Source organism: Sessilibacter sp. MAH3 (genome assembly GCF_054658275.1).
Window position 1 is genome coordinate 33,148 of sequence record NZ_BAAGIE010000028.1, and the last position, 21,534, is coordinate 54,681.

General features: G+C 42.4%; 20 protein-coding genes. 13 read left to right on the forward strand and 7 right to left on the reverse strand.

From position 1 onward, the window contains the following. Nucleotides 1–204: 204 nt before the first annotated feature. Nucleotides 205–2,226, reverse strand: coding sequence for an oxidoreductase (locus ACYQ2C_RS15195; RefSeq protein WP_460103963.1), 2,022 nt, complete (start codon nt 2,224–2,226; stop codon nt 205–207). Between the two features lie 143 nt (nt 2,227–2,369). Between ACYQ2C_RS15195 and ACYQ2C_RS15200 the strand changes: the two genes are divergently transcribed. The 6 genes from ACYQ2C_RS15200 to ACYQ2C_RS15225 all read left to right on the forward strand — a co-directional run bounded on the left by ACYQ2C_RS15200 (nt 2,370) and on the right by ACYQ2C_RS15225 (nt 5,533). Then, on the forward strand, nt 2,370–2,972 hold the full coding sequence (locus ACYQ2C_RS15200) for a TetR/AcrR family transcriptional regulator (protein ID WP_460103965.1): 603 nt from the start codon (nt 2,370–2,372) through the stop codon (nt 2,970–2,972). A gap of 551 nt (nt 2,973–3,523) precedes the next feature. Further along, complete coding sequence (locus tag ACYQ2C_RS15205) at nt 3,524–3,973, forward strand: hypothetical protein (protein WP_460103966.1); 450 nt, start codon at nt 3,524–3,526, stop codon at nt 3,971–3,973. 100 nt (nt 3,974–4,073) lie between these two features. Further along, nucleotides 4,074–4,352, forward strand: coding sequence for a hypothetical protein (locus tag ACYQ2C_RS15210; protein WP_460103967.1), 279 nt, complete (start codon nt 4,074–4,076; stop codon nt 4,350–4,352). Nucleotides 4,353–4,416: 64 nt separating this feature from the next. After that, nucleotides 4,417–4,695, forward strand: coding sequence for a DUF4160 domain-containing protein (locus ACYQ2C_RS15215; RefSeq protein ID WP_460103968.1), 279 nt, complete (start codon nt 4,417–4,419; stop codon nt 4,693–4,695). A gap of 10 nt (nt 4,696–4,705) precedes the next feature. Then, the gene (locus tag ACYQ2C_RS15220) at nt 4,706–4,987 is read left to right on the forward strand and encodes a DUF2442 domain-containing protein (RefSeq protein ID WP_460103970.1); all 282 of its coding nucleotides are present in this window, start codon (nt 4,706–4,708) and stop codon (nt 4,985–4,987) included. Nucleotides 4,988–5,095: 108 nt separating this feature from the next. Then, a complete protein-coding gene (locus tag ACYQ2C_RS15225; RefSeq protein ID WP_460103971.1) occupies nt 5,096–5,533 on the forward strand; it encodes a hypothetical protein in 438 nt (145 codons plus the stop codon). 786 nt (nt 5,534–6,319) lie between these two features. Here ACYQ2C_RS15225 and ACYQ2C_RS15230 read toward each other — a convergent pair. Further along, nucleotides 6,320–7,663, reverse strand: coding sequence for a DUF1329 domain-containing protein (locus tag ACYQ2C_RS15230; RefSeq protein WP_460103972.1), 1,344 nt, complete (start codon nt 7,661–7,663; stop codon nt 6,320–6,322). 56 nt (nt 7,664–7,719) lie between these two features. Further along, complete coding sequence (locus tag ACYQ2C_RS15235) at nt 7,720–9,627, reverse strand: DUF1302 domain-containing protein (protein WP_460103973.1); 1,908 nt, start codon at nt 9,625–9,627, stop codon at nt 7,720–7,722. 330 nt (nt 9,628–9,957) lie between these two features. Here ACYQ2C_RS15235 and ACYQ2C_RS15240 point away from each other — a divergent pair, with 330 nt between their 5' ends. From ACYQ2C_RS15240 to ACYQ2C_RS15260, 5 genes are all read left to right on the forward strand, one after another. Continuing rightward, the gene (locus ACYQ2C_RS15240; RefSeq protein WP_460051838.1) at nt 9,958–11,022 is read left to right on the forward strand and encodes an AraC family transcriptional regulator; all 1,065 of its coding nucleotides are present in this window, start codon (nt 9,958–9,960) and stop codon (nt 11,020–11,022) included. Nucleotides 11,023–11,193: 171 nt separating this feature from the next. Continuing rightward, the gene (locus ACYQ2C_RS15245) at nt 11,194–12,972 is read left to right on the forward strand and encodes an acyl-CoA dehydrogenase (RefSeq protein ID WP_460103975.1); all 1,779 of its coding nucleotides are present in this window, start codon (nt 11,194–11,196) and stop codon (nt 12,970–12,972) included. A gap of 25 nt (nt 12,973–12,997) precedes the next feature. Continuing rightward, the gene (locus ACYQ2C_RS15250) at nt 12,998–14,650 is read left to right on the forward strand and encodes an electron transfer flavoprotein-ubiquinone oxidoreductase (RefSeq protein WP_460103982.1); all 1,653 of its coding nucleotides are present in this window, start codon (nt 12,998–13,000) and stop codon (nt 14,648–14,650) included. Nucleotides 14,651–14,738: 88 nt separating this feature from the next. After that, complete coding sequence (locus tag ACYQ2C_RS15255) at nt 14,739–15,416, forward strand: AHH domain-containing protein (protein ID WP_460103977.1); 678 nt, start codon at nt 14,739–14,741, stop codon at nt 15,414–15,416. Nucleotides 15,417–15,425: 9 nt separating this feature from the next. Beyond that, complete coding sequence (locus ACYQ2C_RS15260) at nt 15,426–15,992, forward strand: hypothetical protein (RefSeq protein ID WP_460103978.1); 567 nt, start codon at nt 15,426–15,428, stop codon at nt 15,990–15,992. A gap of 1 nt (nt 15,993) precedes the next feature. On the opposite strand, the gene ACYQ2C_RS15265 is transcribed toward ACYQ2C_RS15260, so the two are convergent. Both ACYQ2C_RS15265 and ACYQ2C_RS15270 read right to left on the reverse strand, forming a co-directional pair. Continuing rightward, nucleotides 15,994–16,383 (reverse strand): hypothetical protein, encoded by a 390-nt coding sequence (locus ACYQ2C_RS15265; protein WP_460103979.1) that lies wholly within the window; start codon nt 16,381–16,383, stop codon nt 15,994–15,996. A 26-nt stretch (nt 16,384–16,409) separates the two neighbouring features. Then, nucleotides 16,410–16,928: a Panacea domain-containing protein gene (locus ACYQ2C_RS15270; protein WP_460103980.1), complete on the reverse strand. Its 519-nt coding sequence runs from the start codon at nt 16,926–16,928 to the stop codon at nt 16,410–16,412. An 822-nt stretch (nt 16,929–17,750) separates the two neighbouring features. On the opposite strand from ACYQ2C_RS15270, the gene ACYQ2C_RS15275 reads away from it, so the two are divergent. Further along, entirely contained in the window at nt 17,751–18,437 is a 687-nt protein-coding gene (locus ACYQ2C_RS15275) for a prolyl oligopeptidase family serine peptidase (RefSeq protein WP_460103981.1), read from the forward strand. Nucleotides 18,438–18,507: 70 nt separating this feature from the next. Here ACYQ2C_RS15275 and ACYQ2C_RS15280 read toward each other — a convergent pair whose 3' ends face one another. Next, complete coding sequence (locus ACYQ2C_RS15280) at nt 18,508–18,876, reverse strand: 2Fe-2S iron-sulfur cluster binding domain-containing protein (protein ID WP_460051828.1); 369 nt, start codon at nt 18,874–18,876, stop codon at nt 18,508–18,510. A gap of 417 nt (nt 18,877–19,293) precedes the next feature. Here ACYQ2C_RS15280 and ACYQ2C_RS15285 point away from each other — a divergent pair, with 417 nt between their 5' ends. Beyond that, the gene (locus tag ACYQ2C_RS15285; RefSeq protein WP_460051826.1) at nt 19,294–20,442 is read left to right on the forward strand and encodes an FAD-dependent oxidoreductase; all 1,149 of its coding nucleotides are present in this window, start codon (nt 19,294–19,296) and stop codon (nt 20,440–20,442) included. Between the two features lie 248 nt (nt 20,443–20,690). Here ACYQ2C_RS15285 and ACYQ2C_RS15290 read toward each other — a convergent pair whose 3' ends face one another. Next, nucleotides 20,691–21,422: an NUDIX hydrolase gene (locus tag ACYQ2C_RS15290; protein WP_460051825.1), complete on the reverse strand. Its 732-nt coding sequence runs from the start codon at nt 21,420–21,422 to the stop codon at nt 20,691–20,693. Nucleotides 21,423–21,534: the final 112 nt, after the last annotated feature.

Below are 21,534 nucleotides of genomic sequence, written 5' to 3' on the forward strand. Positions count from 1 at the left end.
GAGTCTCGAACAGAGAATCTCGAACAAACTGTTGAGAACAAATTGCCGCCAACAACAATACTGATAGAACCCAATATACCGTTATGAGCCGTATTTTTCGATGCAAAATCAAGACATTACGACAAAGCTCCGGTTTATTCACATCTCGATGGAATGAACCGGAGCATTTAGTGGCTAGATATCTGCGCAAAGGCGGGTGTGTTTTTACAACTGGCTCGCCAAAACGGTTCCTTGATGAATAGCGCGCTTGGCATCAAGCTCAGAGGCAACATCAGCGCCGCCAATAAGGTGAACATTGGTACCGCTGAGCTGTTCGGTCAAATCTCGATTCGGCTCTTGTCCAGCGCATATCACCACGTTATCCACAGGTAATAACTGTGCTTCGCCATTCACAGTAATGTGTAAACCCTGATCATCGATTTTTAAATAATCGCAATTGCTCAGCATGACCACACCTTTTTGTGCGAGGTCGGCGCGATGCACCCAGCCGGTGGTTTTGCCAAGATTTGCGCCCATCTTGCTGCGTTTGCGTTGCAGTAAATAAACTTGTCGAGCAGCGGCGCTGGCTTCGGGTTGTATACCTTCAATACCGCCGCGCGCGGTTAATGACATATCCACACCCCAGCGCTTCATAAACACGTTTATGTCGGTACTGGGTGATTTGCCGGAGTGAATCAGGTATTCGCTGATGTCAAAACCAATACCGCCAGCGCCAATAACGGCAACGGTTTTACCCACGCTGGCGCCGTTCATAACGTCTATATAACTCAACACTTTCGCGTGGTTGATGCCTTCGATGTCGGGCATTCTTGGGTGAATTCCTGTGGCCAGCACAATTTCATCAAAGCCTTGGTGTTGCAAAACTTCGGCATCCACCCGAGTGTTTAGCAGAAGGTTAACGCCGGTGAGTTCAAGCTGCTTGTTAAAATAGCGCAGGGTTTCGTAGAACTCTTCTTTACCGGGAATACGCTTGGCGATATTAAACTGGCCACCGATTTCGCTGCCCGCATCAAACAAGGTGACCTTGTGACCGCGTTTGGCGGCGGTGGTCGCGAAAGCCAGGCCTGCTGGACCTGCACCCACAACGGCGATGTTCTTGATGGCTGTGGCGGGTGTAATCAGAAGTTCGGTTTCGTGACCGGCTCTTGGGTTAACCAAACAGCTGGTGAGCTTGCCCGCGAAAATATGATCCAAACAAGCTTGGTTACAGCCAATGCAGGTATTGATTTCGTCGCGACGATTTTGCTGAGTCTTAATCACAAACTCTGGGTCTGCCAAGAAGGGTCGCGCCATTGACACCATATCAGCATCGCCGCGCGCCAAAATGTCTTCGGCTACTTCCGGCATATTAATGCGATTACAGGTAATCACCGGCACCGATAAATGCTCGCGAACCTTAGCCGTAACCCACGTAAACGCTGCGCGTGGTACTTTCGTTGAAATGGTCGGAATCCGCGCCTCGTGCCAGCCAATTCCGGTATTGATAAGCGTTGCGCCGGCGGCCTCAATGGCTTTGGCAAGGGCGATAATTTCATCGAGATTGCTGCCGCCATCGACTAAATCGAGCATAGACAGACGGTAAATAATAATAAATTGCTGGCCGACCTGCTCGCGAACTCGCCGTACCGACTCAACGGCAAAACGAATGCGATTTTCAAAGCTGCCGCCCCATTGGTCATCGCGTTGGTTGGTGCGTGCAGCAATAAACTGATTGATCAAGTAGCCTTCCGAACCCATTACTTCTACGCCGTCGTAGCCGGCCTCTTTGGCCAAGGCAGCACAGCGAACAAAGTCACTCAGTTGTTGCTCAATCTCGTCGTGAGTTAAGGCTTTAGGCGTGAATGGGTTGATCGGCGCTTGCAGAGCAGAAGGTGCAACCTGTTTAGGGTTATAGGCATATCGACCGGTGTGCAGAATCTGCATACAAATTTTGCCGCCTTCGCCGTGAACGGCTTGGGTAATAATCTTGTGGTTAGCAACGTCTTGATCACTTGCCATTAGTGCCGCGTGAGCATGCACGGCGCCCTCGGCATTGGGGCCAATACCACCGGTAACAATCAGTGCAACACCGCCTTGAGCGCGTAAACGATAAAACTCCGCCAGCCGCTGAAAGCCGTCTTTAGCTTCTTCTAAGCCCAAATGCATCGAGCCCATAAGCACGCGATTTTTTAATGTGGTGAAGCCTAAATCTAAGGGCTCAAATAAATGCGGATATCGCTCAGACATGGTGGCAGGTTCCTCTTTGCAGGGCAGAACGGTGAATAAATTGTTTTATTGTTATGTGTGCGAGTCGAAGATGAATCCATCTAGACGGTGTCAAGATAGATTTCAATTTTGACGCTGTCAAGATGTACTGATAAATTCCCGCCATGACCACTAAACCCTACCATCACGGCGATCTACGCCAAACGCTTCTACTCACCGCTACGGACATCATTGCCGAAGGCGGCATAGAAAGCCTATCGATTCGTAAACTGGCCGAACGCGCCGAGGTTTCACGAACCGCGCCCTATCATCACTTTAAAGACAAAAATGCACTTTTGTGCGCGATTGCCGAGCAAGGATTTTTAAATCAAAACCAATTGGTAGAACAAGCCGTTCTAGAAACCCAAGCACTATCGCCGCAACAAGCGTTTGAGCATTACGTGCTCGTGTACATCAACTTCGCCGAACAAAATCAGCAAACCTACGATTTAATGTACGGCCGCGACATCTGGAAAACCGGCAACGCCAGCGAATCGCTACAAAAAATTGCCTACAACAGCTTTCAAGTATGGTTAAAGTGGATTGAACAACTGCAAAACCAAAAACTGTTCGACCAACAACTGCCAACCCTAAGAATCGCCCAAGCCACCTGGGCATCACTACACGGCTTATGCCGATTATTTATCGACGGCATATACGTTAACCGCGAAGACTTCGAAGCCATCGCCAAAACCACCGTGCAATTGTTAATAAATCAACATCGTTAAAAACTATTTTCAATTGTAATAAATTTAAGAGCTTAGGATTAATTCTTAAGTGATTTAATTTGAGGAATAAATCGAAAATAAAACGCCTCATGATTTTCATAAAAAATCTGATTTGAAATTAACAAAAAAATCTTTTATCAATAAAAGTTTAGAGTTAACAAAAATTGTTTTTGAGTTTTTCTGATAAAATTTTTACTACCATAAATTATTAAAAATAAAAGCTTTTTATAAAAGCAAAAAATGTTTGAAAAGTCGGATGTTTTATAAAAATAAAAAACGTTAAATAACCAACCACTCGTTTATTGCAAAACCACGCAAAAAACCATAAAAATGAATAATGCGCCAAGTTCCAGCAAACATTGACCTTATAAGATTTTCGAGATAGCGTTCAGAAAAATTTAACTGAGGTAGATATCACCATGACGGTAAATTCTGGAAAAGCATTGTTAAGGCATCTATTTAACTGCTAGGAATTAAAAAGCTATGTTCGATTTTAACGATGAAGATGAAGAGAAAAAAGAGCTAAATGGTATGCGCCTCTTGGCGAGTTCATGTTGCTTTTTTCAAATATAGAATTTATTTGCGCCGAGTGGATAGATATGCTCAGTGATAGTAAAGTTATGTCTAATCATATCAAGGGGTTATGGTCCTTTGAAAAAAGAGTTGGCCTTATCATAAAATTAATTCCCGAATATGATGTAAGTGAAGATAAAAAGAAGTTATGGCTCGAGCTATGGGAATCTGTAAATTCTAAAATCCCGCTTAGGAATACGGTCGCCCACAATCCACCTTTTGATAACCACAGAATCGAATTCGATTTAAACTTGATAGATAAAGACATTAATAGAGTTATTGAAATTCACCGTCTCAATAAACCGCTTGGAGTGCCAGGTTCAGGGGTTACTCTAGAGAAGTTATTAAATTGTAATAGTGAGCTAAGAAAGATCCTAATTGCCCTAGACTATGAGAGCAGCGGTGAAGCCGGGAGATATTATTATTAAAATTCATAACAAACCGCTTAAATCATTTTCAGTATTAAAAAGTTTGGCCTCAATCGGACTCACTAACGCTCTCCGTTTGGTGGTAGTTATTTGATCTGATATGGATAAACCAATAATTAAAGTAGACTTTAATGAACTTATAGAGAAAGATTTAATTCTCCTCTCCAAGACAGACGAAGTCGAAGATTCAGTAGGTCGAAAAATTACATTACAGGTCGGCATGCCTGTAGCAATATACGAATATAATCATTATGAAAATGGTGAAAAGGAATATTTGCTGGCAGAAGGAATTGCTGTTTTGAATGAAACTCTGCAAAGTCCTATTGCGAAATGGTGTTGCCGTATAAATCCGCATGGAATTAAGGTGGTAAACACATAACAATACGCTCAAGTGATACTCACTTCGTTCGCTTTAAATTTAAACACCATTATAGGAGAGAAACATGCCAGAGATATGTAGGTTTTTAGGTATTATTATTTACATGTATAGAGAAATTGGAGGAAGGCATCACTATCCTCATATACACGCGGATTACGCTGGGCAGAAAGCAGTCTTTAACATTGCAACTGCTGAGTTAATGGAGGGTAGTTTCCCAAAAAAGGAAAGAAAACTCGTAGAAGCTTGGATAGAGCTGAGGAAAACACAGCTAAATGCTAACTGGAACAAATTAAATGTTTCTTCTGGAACGCCTTCATTCTTTAAAGTTGAACCTCTTAGATAAGGATATAATTATGTCAAACATAGAAAAATGGGTTGTAAAGAATTTTAAAATTATCGGTGATTACACAATTGAATTGGTTTTTATAGATGGCAAGCAGCAAACAATTGACTTCGAACCTGTCATTGGCAAAGGATGGATGACAAAACTCAAAGACGTAGCATATTTCAAAAAAGTAAAATTAAATGATGGGGGTAATCTTGAGTGGCCCGATGGTCAGGATTTTAACCCTGAAGCGCTTTATGACTGGTCAAAATTTGAGAAAGCGTATATCGATGATATGAAATCGATGTAAAAATCTAACAAGCTCATCTACGTGCTCCGCGCTGGACTCGCTGCGCGGTGCCTCGGTCGCGGCATAGTGCGGCGGTAAGTTTACTTAAATAACTTAGGGAGTATTATATTGACGGGCATGGCATGTGAGATATGTGGAGAAAAAGTTACAGCGTGGTCTGCACGTTATGATGCAAGTATTGTTCACTGCAAAAAATGTTTTAAAACTTCGATAGCTAAAGAATTTATAAACAAAAAGCTAAGTGATCCTTCCATTTTGAATTCCTCGCCACCTGATAATTCTACATTGAAAGAAAGTAATGATGGACACTCATTTTTATCCTTACTTTTCTTTTTTTTGGCGGGTTTATCTTTATTGGGCGGTCTAATATTGTGTGCGCTGCTTTGGCCTGGTAACCCCGGAGGAGACGAATGGAGCACCTTAGCATATATACCTGCCATTACTTCATTTACTATAGGGCTAGTTCAATTCGCTTTATTCGCTGCTTTCGGGCAAGGATTACATTATTTAAGTCAAATAGCTTTAAACACAAAAAAAGCACAATAGATTAATTCAGTAGCTTGCTTAAGCGGCGACTGATTGAGACATTATTGTTAGGTAAAATTTCAGAAACTATTTGAGAGTGTTTTATCAAGGATGATACAGGTTTTAACAAAAAAATAAATGCTGCCGAAATGGCTGTGTTTATAGTGACAGATATCTTATCTGATGTTTGGTTCGTAATATAGAAATTACATAATAAAAACCCTACTTCTAAACTCATAATTTTGTGCTCTGTGCTCTGTGCTCTGTGCTCTGTGCTCTGTGCTCTGTGCTCTGCGTTGCTTAGCTTTATAAAAATCACTTTATACTGTGCATTAGGTTCTAGAGAAAACAGTACGCTCAAGAAGGCCACTATTTCCCTACACTTACGGAGAAGATTGCTGTTCATTAATTAGTTGCTAATTTGAAGCGAGTATCTGACTAATAAGAAATGTAGAGCGTGTATTATGATTGGGTTTATGAGATTTTCTCATGTAGGTGAAATAATTAATCACAATGCCAATTCACTTAATGATAAAGAGATATTGTTGTTAATTAATACCTTCCTACAAACGGGAGATGATGCTTATGCTTTTTGTAAGTATGCATATTTTACTAGAATGACGGTTGCTGAGACTTTTAGTTGGAATTAATTTTGGTCGATTTTTTAATTTAGTGAAATAAGTTTTGTGAGCGGTGAGTATTAGAGCCAATATTTTACTAGTGCTTACTCAAGAACGATCTTCCTAAATAAAAAAGCCATTCTATTAAGAATGGCTTTTTTTGTTACTGAATTTAGAAAAGTTTAGCTTATCGACCCTGACGGCGAATGGCCTGTGGGGTAAAGTCGCTAAATTTGAAGGTTTGGGTAAAGTCGTAGCCGGGGCCTTCTTCGTTGGTTAGGCTGCCCGCTAGGTAGCGGCCAGATTGAAGGTCGTACAGCATTTCACCGGTAAGTAACGGCACATCGACATCGCGGAATTGGAAGTGATGAGCTTCACCCACACGCCATAGTTCGCCGCGGCCATCGTAGTGATCGACAATGGCAACCTGCCAGCTGTCTTCATCAATAAAGAATACGCGTTTGGCGTAAATGTGGCGCTCGCCTTCTTTTAGGGTTGCTTCAACTTTCCACACGCGGTGTAGCTCATAGCGAGTGTGGTCTGGGTTGATATGGCCCGGCTTTAATACGTCGTCGTACTTAAGCTCGCGGCTGGCAAGTTTGTAGCTGTTGTAGGGAATATACAGCTCTTGTTTGCCGACTAGTTTCCAGTCATAGCGATCGGGTGCGCCGTTGTATAGGTCGGAGTTATCCGAGGTACGCTGGCCGTCACTGGCGGTTCCCGGTGCATCGTAGGCAACCTGTGGTGCGCGACGAACACGGCGTTGGCCGGAGTTGTAGGTCCACGCTTGGCGCGGTTGGATGATTTGGTTTAGGGTCTCGTGTACCAATAAGATATTACCGGTAAGTCGGGCCGGAGCGGTTACTTCCTGAACAAAATACAGTAAGATATTATCTTTATCTTCGGCACCGTCGGTATCGTTAAGGTACTGCGGGCGACTCAGTTTTTCGGTGATTTTAACCGCTGTGTAAGCGCCGTTCGATTTAACCGGTACCTGCGCAAACGAGCGTTCTAGCGCACCGCCACGGTAGCGAGTTAAGTGGTTCCAAATAACTTCTAGGCCGTTTTCTGGAATGGGAAAGGGCACCGCTTCTACGTAATTAACAACGCCGTTACCGTCTTCGCTGAGCGTTGTGTTGGTCGCGTTAGCTTTGGCGGCGTCATACACTTTTTGCGGCAGTTTTGAGGTGCGATGACTTGGGTAAACCGGCAGTTTGTAGGTGTCGGGATATTTTTTAAACATCGCTAATTGGCCGGGCGATAAATTATCTTTGTATTGCTCGGCATTATTTGCATCAATGATAAACAGTGGTTTCTCACTGGCAAATGGATCGGTATAGCGATCGGCAGAGGTCTCTAAACCACCAGTCCATGCGGGAATGGTTCCGGCGGCGTTACCGGCCTTTTCGGCGCCCACGGGTGTTAATGTGGTGCCAAGTTTGGCGGCGTTTTCTGCGGTTGTTGCGGCTTGCACAAGCGTGGATGCTAAAAATAAAGCAGCACCCAAGGCTATTTTTTTCGTTGTTATCATAAATTTTTCTCCATCTCTAAATGCTCGATTTTGAAATTTCTTAAACTAAAACGTGTTTAGAAAGAAACCGACGCGCTCAGAGAAATAAAGTCGCGATCTTCCAGTGCGTTGAAATCGCCGCCGGAATAATTGGTGTACGACATTTGAACCAAATATTTATTCAAATATTCTGCGCTTAAACTCAAGCCCAGTACTTTTTCGTCTTCATTAAACGAAGCACCCGGTTGAACCCCGTAACCTTCAAGACCATGACTGAAACTGATTTGCGGTGTTAGCGTTGCACCAAACAAGGCATTTGGATATTCCAAGTTAGCGCGTACTACATAGCCGTAAGTATCTTCGGTGACAAAACCATCGGTTTCGCCAGCGGCGTAACCAAACACACCGTTGCGACCGTATTTCAGTGCATCGGCGCTTTCATCTAGATCGTTGATGTGTGTCCACGCAACTTCACCCACCAAGGTTAAACGGCTGGCGCCGAGTACCTGATCAAAGAATTTTACGAAGCTGGTTTGTACCTGAGTGACATCGAACAAGTTATAACCTTGTACAACATTGCCAGCGCCACTTTGCGCAACTAGGCTATCGGCTGCAGCATTACCCGAACCGCCAGCGTATTGTTGCAAAATGGCCGCAACCAAAAGCGGGCCGTTGATTTGCAGTGGTACGTCGCGCTTGTAACTGATCTCACCCGACCAAGCCAAATCACCCACGTTGGTGTTAAAGCTCAAACCGTACAGTTCGATGTCTTCGGTGTAACTGGTGAAGTAGGTGGTATCAACCAGAGTACCAATAGAGTTGATGGTTGCGGCGCGAGCTTGTTCTGGTGTTGGTGCAAATGGGTTGCCACCCAAAGCGATAATGGTACCGGCGAACGTATTCAAAAACGTAGCCGCATCGGTATTGGTATTCACCGCACTAATTACCGGTACGCGAGAATGATAGTTGGCGTAATAGAAACCGAATTCGGTGTCGTTTAAATTCTCGGCAAAATACCGGAACGAAACACCAAATTGACCACTGTCGCCGGGTTCACGACGGCCATTGCCGGTGCTGCGTCGAATCACCGGATCGTAACCCAACGCAAATGCGGTAAAGCCTTGATTGAAATATTGCTGATCGGTTAGCGGTAGGGTAATACGAATACCATCACAGCCTTCGGCAACGAAATCGTCATTCGAGAAGTAGGTACCGCAACCGTCAATGGCGGTTTCTTCCCACTGGATTTGGTAAAAACCTTCAACGCTTAAATTGTCGGTTAAACCAAACGACGCAAATGCCATATTTAAAGGCAATAAGCCTTCTTTAATTTCCGCACCGGGTCGGCGGAAGGCATTTACATCAACAGGGTTAATAGAGTTAAGGCCGCCTTGAATAAAGGTACTTTCACCCCAGTTGATAACTTGGCGACCTACTCTTAAATCGAGCGGGCGGTTGCTAACTTCGTAAGAACCATACCAGTAGGCGTCGAGTAATTCAAAACCCGAAAAACGCGAGAAACGATTGAAGTGGCCGTCGTTAAGTTCTTCATTGGGTGTGTAGCCATTTGCCGCATGGCCGTGTTCGCGAGAGCCGTTTTCAAGCTCGTTGTCGTACCAATATTTGGCGCGAACAAAAACGCCGACATTTTGGTAACTGAACTCTAGGTCGTGAACACCTTTGACAATTTCGGAGAAAGTTTCGCCTTTTTCGAAATTTTGAGTGCCGTCGTCATAGCTGCCGGAGCCAACTCCGGTGCCGCCATTTACCGCAGAAATCAATTGCGAATCAGGATCATCCAGTCGCCAGCTTGCACCGACCGAAATTTGTGAATCGAAGCGAGCTTCGATATTTCCGATATTAAATTCAAGCGCATTGGACTGCTGTGCATATAAAGCGCTGCCAATTAATACTGGTAGAAGTCGGCGGGCAAGTGCCGGAGTGCGGATTTTGCTGCATTGCAAAAGTCCATTTTTTATTGCCATATCGTTCACCTAAATTTTTATTGTTTTTGAAGGTGTTGACCGACCGGAACAGAAAGTAAGTCAATTTATCAAAAAACGCTGATTTTATAGACTTTTAAGGCGTATACTCAGGTCTTTCAATAGCATCTATGATGTTTGGCCTGTGTACAAGTCTCAATGACATATGTCGCCAAGGTTACTAACAAAATAGCTCTTATATGTATTCAAAACCAGCATTGCAAGAAAAAAATAAAAAACGCGAGCTATCACAATAAAAAAGTCTAGAAATTAATTTAATTATGCCGTACTTCTATATAGCAGCAAATCTGTTGATTAAAAGGTGAAAAATTCATGGAACGCAAAATTACTGTGCCCGCGGGTTATGTTCGCCAATTACTGCAGCAAGTCCGGGATCAGGGGTTTAATGTTGATGAATTATTAAATTATGTTGGCATCGATTTAAAAGAAATTGACAGTAAAAAGGAATTTCCCGCTGAAAAATTAGGGCGTTTATATCAAAGTATTTATTACATTGCCCAAGATGAATTTTTTGGTATGGCAAACGTCGGTAAAGTGCCTAATGGCACATTTCGTATGATGTGTCATTGCATTATTCACTGCGAAACATTAGCAAAAGCCATTTATCGAGCCAGTGATTTTCACGAAATTTGTCGTGGTGCAAAGGTAAAACCGTTGCTAACGCGTAAAGGTCGATACGCAAAAGTCAGTTTTACCACCACCGAAGGGTCTGAATACCCCATCGAAGAAATTTTTCACAACGAAAATCCCATAAAAATACGCACATCGTTATCTATGTGGCATCACTTTCTGTGTTGGCTCATTGGTAAACGCTTAGAATTAAAAGCGGCTTATTTTTCGTTTTCAGAACCCGAAGACGTCAGCCAATATAAAACCTTATTTCAGTCGGAAGTAAAGTTCGATCAACACGACAATGCCTTTGTATTTCCGGCCAGTTATCTAGATTATCCCGTGGTGCAAACGCCCGAGAGTTTGCGCTCGTTCCTAAAAACCGCGCCTTATCAATTGATTGTAATGGTTGATGACGATGCCAGCTTAAAATCTCAAGTTATAGCGCTCATTGGTAAGGATTTTAGTCAAACGCTGCCCAGCGCCGAAGGGGTTGCCAAACGTTTGCACATGTCGGTATCGACTTTACGCAGACGTTTGCTCGAAGAAGGTGAGTCTTACCAGCAAATTAAAGACGAATGTCGTAAGGTTGCGGCGCTGAATTATATGAACTCACCGCAGCTTTCCATCAACGATGTGGCTAGCCTAATGGGTTTCGATGAGTCGTCGGCGTTTTTTCGGTCTTTCAAAAAATGGACGGGTATGACACCCGGTGAATACCGTCGCAGTGAAAACTATTGCCAGCATTTACCAGAGCGTAAACATTAACTAGACGCCTTATAAAATAAGGGTTAGAGTTTTTTGTGATGCTTTTTGTTAGCTAAACCGATGACTTTTGTTATTGTGTCTATTGCTAGGCTCTACCAATATTAAAAGCCTATAACTCTAATATCCAAAATAATAACCATCGTGCATGCCTGCCGTTTATGGAGCTGAACCATGAGTGATTACCGTTACCCGTATCAAGACGGAATCTTTGTACTGAATGAATTAATTGGTCTTGAAGACATTTGTAAGCAAGCAGGCCTTGAAGACGTGGCCGAAGGTTTGGCCGAAGCGATTCTAGATGAAGCTGCAAAGATGGGCAGCGAAGTACTTGCGCCATTAAATGGCTTTGGTGATAAAAATCCGCCGCAATTAAAAGATCAAAAAGTGATTGAGACCGAAGGTTTCTCACAAGCTTACCAGCAATTTTGCGAGGCTGGCTGGCCATCGGTGGGCGCCGAAGAAGAGTTTGGCGGCCAAGGTTTACCCGCAACAATCGCCGTTGCCGCCAATGAAATTTGGCAGTCGGCTAACCTCTCTTGGGCGCTGTGCCCTTTATTAACCCAAGGCTCTATTGAGGCAATCTCTGCTCACGGCAGCGCGCAATTAAAAACAACCTATTTGCCAAGGCTGATCAGCGGTGAATGGACTGGCACCATGAATCTTACCGAGCCAGACGCAGGCACCGATTTAGCGGCACTAAAAACCCGTGCCGTGCGTGAAGGTGATCATTACCGAATTACAGGGCAGAAAATATTCATTACCTGGGGTGATCATCAAATGACCGAGAACATCGTGCATTTGGTGCTGGCGCGTTTGCCCGATGCACCGGCGGGTGTAAAAGGCATTTCGCTGTTTGTGGTGCCCAAATTCTTGCTCGATGAAAACGGCAATACAACCGATCAACGCAACGATGTGTTTGCGGTCTCGCTGGAACACAAGCTGGGTATTCACGCCAGTCCAACCTGTGTGATGAGCTTTGGTGATAACGGCGGCGCCGTTGGCTACTTGGTTGGTGAAGAAAACCAAGGTTTGGCCTGCATGTTCACCATGATGAACGATGCTCGCCAAGGTGTTGGTTTGCAAGGCTTGGCGATTTCTGAGCGCGCTTATCAGCACGCGCTTACCTACGCCAAAGAGCGTGTGCAGGGCACTCAGCGTGATGGTTCGCGTGTAACCATTATCAACCATCCCGATGTGCGTCGCATGTTGCTGCAAATGAAATCGGCCACCGAAGCCATGCGTGCACTTGCTTATGTGGCGAAAGCCGAAGCTGACAAATACCGTTTTACCGACGATGCCGAAGCCAAGCGTCGTCATCGTGCCAGAACCGATTTGTACACGCCCATTGTTAAAGGCTGGATTACCGAATTGGCTCAAGAGGTTACTTATCTTGCCGTGCAAATCCACGGCGGTATGGGCTTTATCGAAGAAACCGGCGTTGCGCAGCATTATCGTGACGCACGGATTTTAACCATTTACGAAGGCACTACGGGTATTCAAGCGCTTGATTTAGTGGGCCGTAAAACGTTGGCCGACGATGGTAAAGCTCTTAACGATCTATTGATCGAAATGGATGCGGATTTTATGGAAATCACCGATCCAGAATTGTTCGATATCGTGTCTGCAAATCGCAATGCGCTTACTTGTGCGATGACCGCGAAAAACTGGGTGACCGATCAAGGCTCACAAAATATGGCCGACGCCGGTGCCGCAAGCGTTAGTTTTATGATGCTAATGGGTTACATGTGCGGCGGTTGGTTGATGGCGAAATCCGCCAATATTGCCTTAAAACAATTGGCCGATAATCCCGAGAACGCTGATTTCTTAAAAACCAAAATCCAAACGGCACGTGGTTTTTGTGAACAACTCTTGCCGCGAGTAGATGGCTTGGTGAAATCCGTCTGCGCCGGTGGTGATACCGCAATGTCATTGTCGGAAGACCAGTTTTAGGTTTTAGGAGAGAATCATGAGCGAAATCGAACGCGAATCCATGGAGTTTGATGTTGTTATTGTTGGTGCGGGGCCCAGTGGTTTAGCGGCAGCGTGTCGGCTTATGCAGCAGGCCCAAGATAACGACCAAGAAATAACCGTTTGTGTGGTAGAAAAAGGCTCGGAAGTTGGCGCGCACATTTTATCGGGTGCCGTGGTTGAGCCGCGCGCCCTTGATGAGCTGTTTCCCAATTGGAAAGAATTGGGGGCGCCGTTAAATGTGCCGGTTAAAGAAGATCAAATTTATCTACTGAAAAACGAACAAAGCGCTAAATTACTGCCCAATGCATTAGTGCCGAAAACCATGCACAACCACGGCAACTACATTGTGAGCCTTGGTAATTTGTGCCGCTGGTTGGCCGAGCAGGCAGAAGGCCTAGGCGTAGAAATATTTCCGGGTTTTAGTGCTGCCAGTGTTCTTTACAACGACGATGGTAGTGTTGCCGGTATTGTTACCGGCGATATGGGTATCGACAGTGAAGGTAATCAGAAAGACGGCTACATGCCGGGCATGGAATTGCGCGCAAAATACACGATATTTTCAGAAGGTTGTCGCGGTCATTTGGGTAAAGAATTAATTCAAAAATTCAACCTAGATGAAAAAGCCGATGCTCAACACTATGGTATTGGTATCAAAGAATTGTGGGATATTGATCCTGCAAAACATCAGCCCGGTTTGGTTGTGCACGGATCGGGTTGGCCATTAAGCCAAGGCACCAGCGGTGGTTTCTTTTTGTATCACGGTGAAGACAATCAAGTGGTTGTAGGTTTAATTATCGATTTAAATTACGAAAACCCGTATTTAAGTCCGTTTGATGAATTCCAACGCTTAAAACATCATCCCGTACTTAAGCAATATTTAGACGGTGGTAAACGTGTTTCTTATGGCGCGCGTGCAATTACCAAAGGTGGATTTAATTCCTTGCCCAAAATGACCTTTCCGGGTGGAATTATTTCTGGCTGTAACGCGGGTACCTTAAATTTCGCAAAAATTAAAGGTACGCACACGGCCATGAAATCGGGAATGCTTGCGGGAGAAGCCATTTTTGAGGCCTTGCAAAACCCAGAATCAGCCGAAAAAGAATTAACGAGCTTTCACGATAAATTCAAAAATTCTTGGTTGTACGACGAGTTATTCAGTGCGCGCAATTTTGGCCCAGCAATGCATAAGTTTGGTCCAATTGTGGGTGGCGCCTTTAATTTTATCGACCAAAATTTATTTGGTGGTAAAATTCCGGTAACCTTGCGCGATACTAAAGAAGATTACGAGCAACTAAAACCTGCGAACGAAAGTGTAAAAATTCACTACCCAAAACCCGACGGCGTAATTAGTTTTGATAAATTAACGTCGGTATTTTTATCCAATACCAACCACGAAGAAAATCAGCCCTGCCATTTACAACTACAAAATGACCACATTCCGATAAATGTGAATTTACCCAAATACGCAGAACCCGCGCAGCGTTATTGCCCGGCAGGTGTATACGAAGTGGTTGACGACGAATCGGGTAATCCGCGTTTGCAAATTAACGCACAGAACTGCTTACACTGTAAAACCTGTGATATTAAAGATCCGTCACAAAATATTCGCTGGGTTGTACCAGAAGGCTCCGGCGGACCAAATTATCCGAATATGTAAAATATCTAGTTGGTATTTTGACAGAGTAACTTTAGTAATATATGTTCCAGCTGAATCATTAATTTGAACTTTTCTAAGGTGATTAATAATGAAAAAGGAAGTTAATTACTATATAGATCAAAGTGTTGCAGATAGAGAGTTGGATAAGGTCATAGCGGAACTGAATTCAATTCGTGCGAATGTCGCAGAAAGTGTTGATGTCAGAGCCGAAAAGGAACGAGAATTTGTCGCCAAACAAACCACTCGGCTAACAGCTATGTTTGATTTGGAAGAAAAGCTATTAAAATATAGACTTGACAACTCCGGATCTAATCAAGACATAGTTAAACTTAAAAGACAGGAGGCGTTGAAAAAAAATAACTCCACTATGTTGGCTAAGTTTATGTATTCTATTGGTAAGGTTCGTCCTCCGTCTGGCGAGTGGGAAGCTCATCATATCATTTGCAGCAAGCATGCCTCTCATCTACGATCAAAATTAAGGTTGTTTAAGAACGGGATGGGTATTAATGATCCAAGTAACGGATGTTGGCTTCCTGTGGATCATAAATCTGCGAAGGGTTCCTTATATCCTTCAGCAGTTGGCCATAAATATTTGCATACAAAAAAGTATGCGGAGCATGTATTGGAGACTGTTGGTCCTGCAAGGAATAAAAGCGCGATGTCACAGTCTCTTAAAAAGTTAGAGAAGCAATTGTTATCAGCGAGAGATAACGAAATTATAGCTAATTTACTGACTAAAAAAGGAAAAAAGGATTTGCTGTCTTGAGATATAAAAATGACATCTATTTATAAAATAAAAATCGATTTAGATAATTTCATGTATTTTATATTTGATGAAGAGTCTTTATTTTCCGAAATGGAAGATTTCGATCCGGATAATATAGGACTTCCTTTCGAATTCGAGTGGGTGGCTCCAAAATCAAATTTTTTGAAAAGCGACTCCGGTTCTACTGTATTGCCTCAAGTTTGTTGTTGGGGGTTGAATGATCTTGTGATTGAATCAGGTGCTTTTGCTATTCTGAGTGATGTGTTGTCAAAAGATATATGTGAAACATATCCTCTAAAAGGTGAAGCAAAAGATTACTTGTATATTAATCCGATAAAACGCTACGGAAATGAAGCTATAAATTTAGATAAAACTACTTACGAATATTTTGATGACGGCTCCGTTGATTGCATAAAAAATTTAGTTTTTAAAACAGATCACGGGATCACATCGCCTATATTTACTCTCGAAATTGATGGCGGCATCTATCTGTATTGCATAGAAAATTTTAAAGAAAAAATCGATAAAAATGGAATTTCTGGATTGTTATTTGATGCTATAGATGTTTCAGATTAAATTATTTTTTTCGATAAAACAAATAATTTAGTACCGAAATAAACAAACCTAAAACCGTAGCAGTGGTGGTTGTTAATAGGGTAATAACTACGGAGTTATCCAACGAGAACGGAATAATAGCTATGCCGTTTGCGATCACCATTAAAATAACCACGGCAAGCCAAATAACACTTAGGCGATAAATTTTATTGGCGTATTTAATTCGCTCTTGATGCTCGTCACGCTCGTGCTTAATTTTCTGCGCGTGGTGTTGGTGCTCCAGATCTTCTTTGTGCTGGCGGGTGTAGGCATCTGGCTCTGACGAGCTTGCCAGCGGTGGAATGTCTTTAAGATTGTTAAAACTGACAGGCAATCGAGAACCAGATTTTGAATCGTCGTTGAACAGAGACATTCTGCGCCTTAGGCTAACTAGCCGATCTAAATGCCTGCGGGCAGAACATCTTTAAGTTGATTAGCAAAGTACTGCTTAATCATGTTTTCTTCTATATCAATACCCTTGGGCATACGGCTAACACCGCCGTAACGCTCCATGGTTTCTGTCCATGGTGTGCCGGGCTCATGGGTTTGATTAGAGAGCTGTACGCCATCGTAACGGCTGTATTGCTTCCATATCCAGTGCACAAGATCGTTAAGATCGGCATTGCGCATGCTGGTTAAGTCAACGCGCTGTATATTGCCCTCTTCGTCACTCAAATCACCAACAATATTGGTGTTACCAAAGTGTTTAGACGCGTGGTAAATGCTTGGTACCACAGGGCCGTAACGCCATGCCTCAACGGTTTCGTCGATCAAGGGTTCGTTTCTTAATGCTAAATACCAACCATGGGCAAAATACACCAGCTTTAACAGCTTCATGGGTGTTAGGGGTGTAGGAGCACCTTCTTTGCGGCCGACCTCAAGGAAGGCATTAGCAATTGCTATCGAAGGATAACTCAAGATAGACCTCCTATTTATTAGAGAACGGTTAATAAGATTGGAAAATGACTTTGATTCTAGCATAACAATTTTTTGAATCACATAGGTACAAATAGGTATCAACCTACAAATATCAAGCATTCAAAAAATTAAAAAAATATGCTTAGGTTTTTAATAATAAAGCCTGTCAAGTATGACATCGCTTTGACAGAACTACGGTATTTAAAAGATTAAATCGTTAAGTTAACAACATAACTTAGTGTCCTTCTGAAGCCTTAGATCTCAGTTTTTATTAACCAGTTCACACCTCTCTAATTTTTTAATGCTGACTTACAATTTCTTAACACTTTTAAACTTTGAGTTATATATTTATACGCTTTTTATACAGGAAGTGAATTGCGCAGCCGTGGTGCAAATTCAAAGACAATGCGCTTTAAATAAACTGAAAAACAAAAAAACAGTTAAATAACGAGTAAAAATACTGGCAAACAATTCGCTTGGTCAACCGAAGAACTCCATGAGTTAATCAGGGGTTCCTAAAAGAATTTCCTAAAAGAGTTTCCTAAATAAATTTAACATTTTTGGGTAGATAGCTAATCGTTTCGTTGTGAAAATCTGAAATAGACGAGAAAACCCGAAAAGAAATTAAATATAAGGTCGTGGCAAATAACACGATTTTATAAGAACGTAAAAGGTGAATAGAACTTGATAACACTTTACTTGATAACACTTTATAAGTTAACAAAAAAAATTAAACGAGCTTTTTTACAAATAATATTGCTAACCGTCAATGTGTTGTTTTTATGCAATCTGGCGTATGCCCAAGATGTTAGTGAGCTTACCGTGGAAGAAAGTAATCAAGGTAAAAGCTTACACATTGTACTGACAACCAATGAGTTGCTGGGAGTTGAGACCGCTAAGCGCTACGAAAATATTTTGAATCTAGACGAGCCTATATCTTGGGAAGTTTATGTGCCTAAAAATTATTCCACAGAGAATCCACCGGGCTTATTGGTTTATATCAGCCCAAGAAACAGTGGTGAGTTACCCATAGAATGGCAAGAGTTAATGGATAATAATAATTTAATTTGGGTGGGTGCTAACGAATCGGGTAATAAAATTGATACCTTTAAGCGAATGACCTATGCGCTATTCGCAACCAATATGATTGGTAAACAATATTCAGTTGATGCGTCACGTATTTATTTGTCGGGTTTCTCAGGTGGTGGCCGTGTAGCGAGTTTATTGGCCGCGGATTATCCACAAATATTTAAGGGTGCTATCTATAATAGCGGCGTGAACAAGTGGGGTAATATGACCGACGAAAAACTTGCGTTGATGCAATCAAATCGCTATGTATTTATTGCCGGTCGTGAAGATTTTAATTTAAACGATACTAAAAAGATTTATCGTGTGTACAAAAAAGAAGGCATTAAAAATATAGATTTAAAAATTATCAGCCGCATGGGCCATGAAATACCGAGTGCTAAAAATTATGGCGAGGCAATTAGTTTTCTGGATGGAAATTAATACTTACAATTTAATAGGTAGAACGGGTCGCCAACCAAAAAATACCCGGCAAAAGCCGGGCACAGTTATATTATGCGCCGCCAGGTTCGCCGGTGAAGTCAATCAAAAGATCTTCGTCGGTAACAATGGTTTGGCAAGCAAGACGATAAGTTGGCGGAATATCACGCACTGCGGCGCGTTCTTCTTCGTTGACAGGTAATTTACCAATAGACTTAAGAACATTACGCTCCTTGTCTGTAAGAGCCATGCCTTTAACGCGAAAACCGTCTAAATGGGTAACTTTTACTAGGCAAGAGCCACATTTGCCATCACCGCACTCAAAGGGAATTTTAACGTTGTTTTCTTTGGCAACACCTAAAAGCGTGGTGCGTTTACCTGCAACCGCTTCAACTTTCATGTTGCGCGACATTATTGGGGAAGAAAAATATAAAATAGCCACGATCTAATCTCCAAAGTAGTTTTATGATCAAGCAAAAGCTTTGGAGCAACGAGTCAGCCAAATCTAAAAATCAGTAACCGTTTGTTATCTAACGCGAAAGACAAAACTAAAAAAGAGATAAATACAACAATGTAAGAAATACATCGTGATTTTGTCGGAAGCGTTAAAACCCTGTTTATTTATTCGGTGCAGTTGCCACAAAAAATACAAAAACAATTTTTTGAAATGAGAATAAGTTTTTATTTTTGCCTTCGAATAGATCAAATTTAAGAGAGAAAAATTAAAAAAACTGGTAGTAGTGCTGAAGTTTTATGAAAGAATAAATCTTCAATAAATATGGTATAGGAATCTCTGACTAACTTAGAGGTTCCAAGAGTTTCTTATCAAAAAACCGATTTAATCATTAGAGGCAAGGTTATGCAACGGCGTCAGTTTATTCGTCAATCCACAAAAATCGGTTTGGCGGTGGCAGGAGCAAACGCAGGTTTAGTTGGCTGTGCGGGCAGCATTCAAGAAAAACCCAACACTAATATCAGCAAAAATAATCCCTACGGATATTTTCCGGTAAAGGCGTCAATGGACCGAGTGATAAATACCGTAGTAGGTTTGCGTCCATTCAGAACAACAGGTTATCGTCTTGAAGCGGAACAGTTGGGTGATACGTTTATCGTACACAACTATGGTCACGGTGGTGGTGGTATTAGCTTATCGTGGGGTACATCTCGACAAGCTGCCGATATGGTACTGCAACAAAAGCCAAAATCCGTAGCAGTGCTAGGTGCCGGTGTGATGGGGTTAACCACCGCGTTAATTTTGGCGAGAAAAGGTATGTCGGTAACCGTGTATTCCGATAAATTTCTGCCCAATACCACCTCAAACATCGCCGCTGCACTTTGGTTGCCCACGAGTTATTACGACAAATCTGAGGTTAGCGATGCATTTTTAGCAGCAGATAAAAATATATCGCGTGAGGCCTTTAAAGGGTTTTTACCCTATACAAACCGACCTGATTACGGCGTTTATTGGAATCGATACCATTTGGTATTGCAAAACAAGCCCGAACAACCCGTGCAATTACCCGGTGGCAATGATCTATACCCGGAGCTTAAAGAAACCACAACAGATACTTTATTTGGAATGCCCTTTGACCGTAGCTGCCAAGGTTTAATTATCGACCCCAATTTTTATTTAGAAGAAATTAAAAACGACGCCTTAATTGCAGGTGTAAAATTTGTACCCAAAAAATTCGATAGTCAAACCGATATCTTAGCGTTGGCAGAAAAAACCGTGGTAAATTGTACCGGATTAGGTGCAAAAACCTTATTTAATGACGAAAAGTTGATGCCTCTGCAAGGGCAGTTAACGCACTTGTTGCCGCAACCAGAAATTAATTACTCTTACGTAGTACCAACAGACACGGGCTTTTTGTACATGTTTCCACGTAAGGGCGCCATAGTGTTAGGCGGAACCACAATTCGCGGTGCATACAGCACCGTACCCGATATGGAATTAGCAAAGCAAATGATTGCAGGCCATAAAAACCTAGCGGAACGTCTTGTCTCTTAAGGGAAATTTTTAAAAGAAGCTCTGATTAGCCTAGAGTTTCCAACGGCACAAGGATGTGTCGTCAATTTCAAGAGCTATTTCAATAACAGTTTCAAGAGCTGTACGTAATTGAAATAGAGAAAAACTTGGAAATCACATTGTCGATTTCTGTCGTCTAAATAAATCAGAGATTCCTAAACAAATAATTCACCGTTATATTTTTTTAAAATGCATGAGTGATTTGCACACAAAAAAGAAGGCTTAATTATTTATCGAGCGCCTTCAATATTACGGTTAAAAAAATGATTGTTTTTATTGCCGTTATATCGATACAGTTTTGCCGGGCGATTATTACCGGTTTTCATTTCTCCAGTCTCTTTCAGAATTCCTGCGTCTAATATTCTGCGCCGAAAGGATTTTTTCTCTAACGTTGTTCCCAGAATAATTTCAAAGGCTTGCTGTAATTCTGTGAGCGTGAAAGATTCTGCCAATAGATGCACCGGCAGAGAGGTATATTCAACCTTACTGCGCAGGCGATCTTTACAGGCATTAATAATATCTAAATGATCAAAAGCGAGTTCGTCTGTTTGAGTTAACTCATCAATGCCAAACCATTGAATCTGCTCAGACGCATTTTGTGTATGAAGATTTAATAAATCCGCCGACACCAACGCCATATACACCACCGTAATCGACCAGCTGCGCGGGTCTCGGCTGTTGTTACCAACCGTATAAATCTGCTCCAAATAGGGTGTTTTAACGCCGGTCTTTTCAAACAGCTTTCTATGTGCAGTATTTTCAAGAGTTGCGTCTTGCTTAACATCCACAAAGCCACCGGGTAACGCCCAAGCGCCTTTAAAAGGGTGTTTATCACGCTTCGCCAACATCACCTTTAATTGCTGCTCGTGCAGCGTAACTATCGCGATATCAACGGTGGTGATGGGAGTTTGGTACTTACTTGAATCGTACTTGTTTAAATAATCTATTTCGTCTTGATTCATCAAAGGTAGTCACTCACGCGCGAAGTCTGAGTATAGTTTATAGGAAACTCTGATTAACCTAGAGTTTCTCGCGACACAAGGATGTGTCGCCAATTTCAAGAACGGTAAGTGA

Excerpts from the sequence above, each read along its gene's own strand:
- ACYQ2C_RS15195 (WP_460103963.1), bottom strand. The coding sequence starts at position 2,226 with ATGTCTGAGCGATATCCGCATTTATTTGAGCCCTTAGATTTAGGCTTC.
- ACYQ2C_RS15200 (WP_460103965.1), top strand. The coding sequence starts at position 2,370 with ATGACCACTAAACCCTACCATCACGGCGATCTACGCCAAACGCTTCTA.
- ACYQ2C_RS15205 (WP_460103966.1), top strand. The coding sequence starts at position 3,524 with ATGTTGCTTTTTTCAAATATAGAATTTATTTGCGCCGAGTGGATAGAT.
- ACYQ2C_RS15210 (WP_460103967.1), top strand. The coding sequence starts at position 4,074 with ATGGATAAACCAATAATTAAAGTAGACTTTAATGAACTTATAGAGAAA.
- ACYQ2C_RS15215 (WP_460103968.1), top strand. The coding sequence starts at position 4,417 with ATGCCAGAGATATGTAGGTTTTTAGGTATTATTATTTACATGTATAGA.
- ACYQ2C_RS15220 (WP_460103970.1), top strand. The coding sequence starts at position 4,706 with ATGTCAAACATAGAAAAATGGGTTGTAAAGAATTTTAAAATTATCGGT.
- ACYQ2C_RS15230 (WP_460103972.1), bottom strand. The coding sequence starts at position 7,663 with ATGATAACAACGAAAAAAATAGCCTTGGGTGCTGCTTTATTTTTAGCA.
- ACYQ2C_RS15235 (WP_460103973.1), bottom strand. The coding sequence starts at position 9,627 with ATGGCAATAAAAAATGGACTTTTGCAATGCAGCAAAATCCGCACTCCG.
- ACYQ2C_RS15240 (WP_460051838.1), top strand. The coding sequence starts at position 9,958 with ATGGAACGCAAAATTACTGTGCCCGCGGGTTATGTTCGCCAATTACTG.
- ACYQ2C_RS15245 (WP_460103975.1), top strand. The coding sequence starts at position 11,194 with ATGAGTGATTACCGTTACCCGTATCAAGACGGAATCTTTGTACTGAAT.
- ACYQ2C_RS15255 (WP_460103977.1), top strand. The coding sequence starts at position 14,739 with ATGAAAAAGGAAGTTAATTACTATATAGATCAAAGTGTTGCAGATAGA.
- ACYQ2C_RS15260 (WP_460103978.1), top strand. The coding sequence starts at position 15,426 with ATGACATCTATTTATAAAATAAAAATCGATTTAGATAATTTCATGTAT.
- ACYQ2C_RS15265 (WP_460103979.1), bottom strand. The coding sequence starts at position 16,383 with ATGTCTCTGTTCAACGACGATTCAAAATCTGGTTCTCGATTGCCTGTC.
- ACYQ2C_RS15285 (WP_460051826.1), top strand. The coding sequence starts at position 19,294 with ATGCAACGGCGTCAGTTTATTCGTCAATCCACAAAAATCGGTTTGGCG.
- ACYQ2C_RS15290 (WP_460051825.1), bottom strand. The coding sequence starts at position 21,422 with ATGAATCAAGACGAAATAGATTATTTAAACAAGTACGATTCAAGTAAG.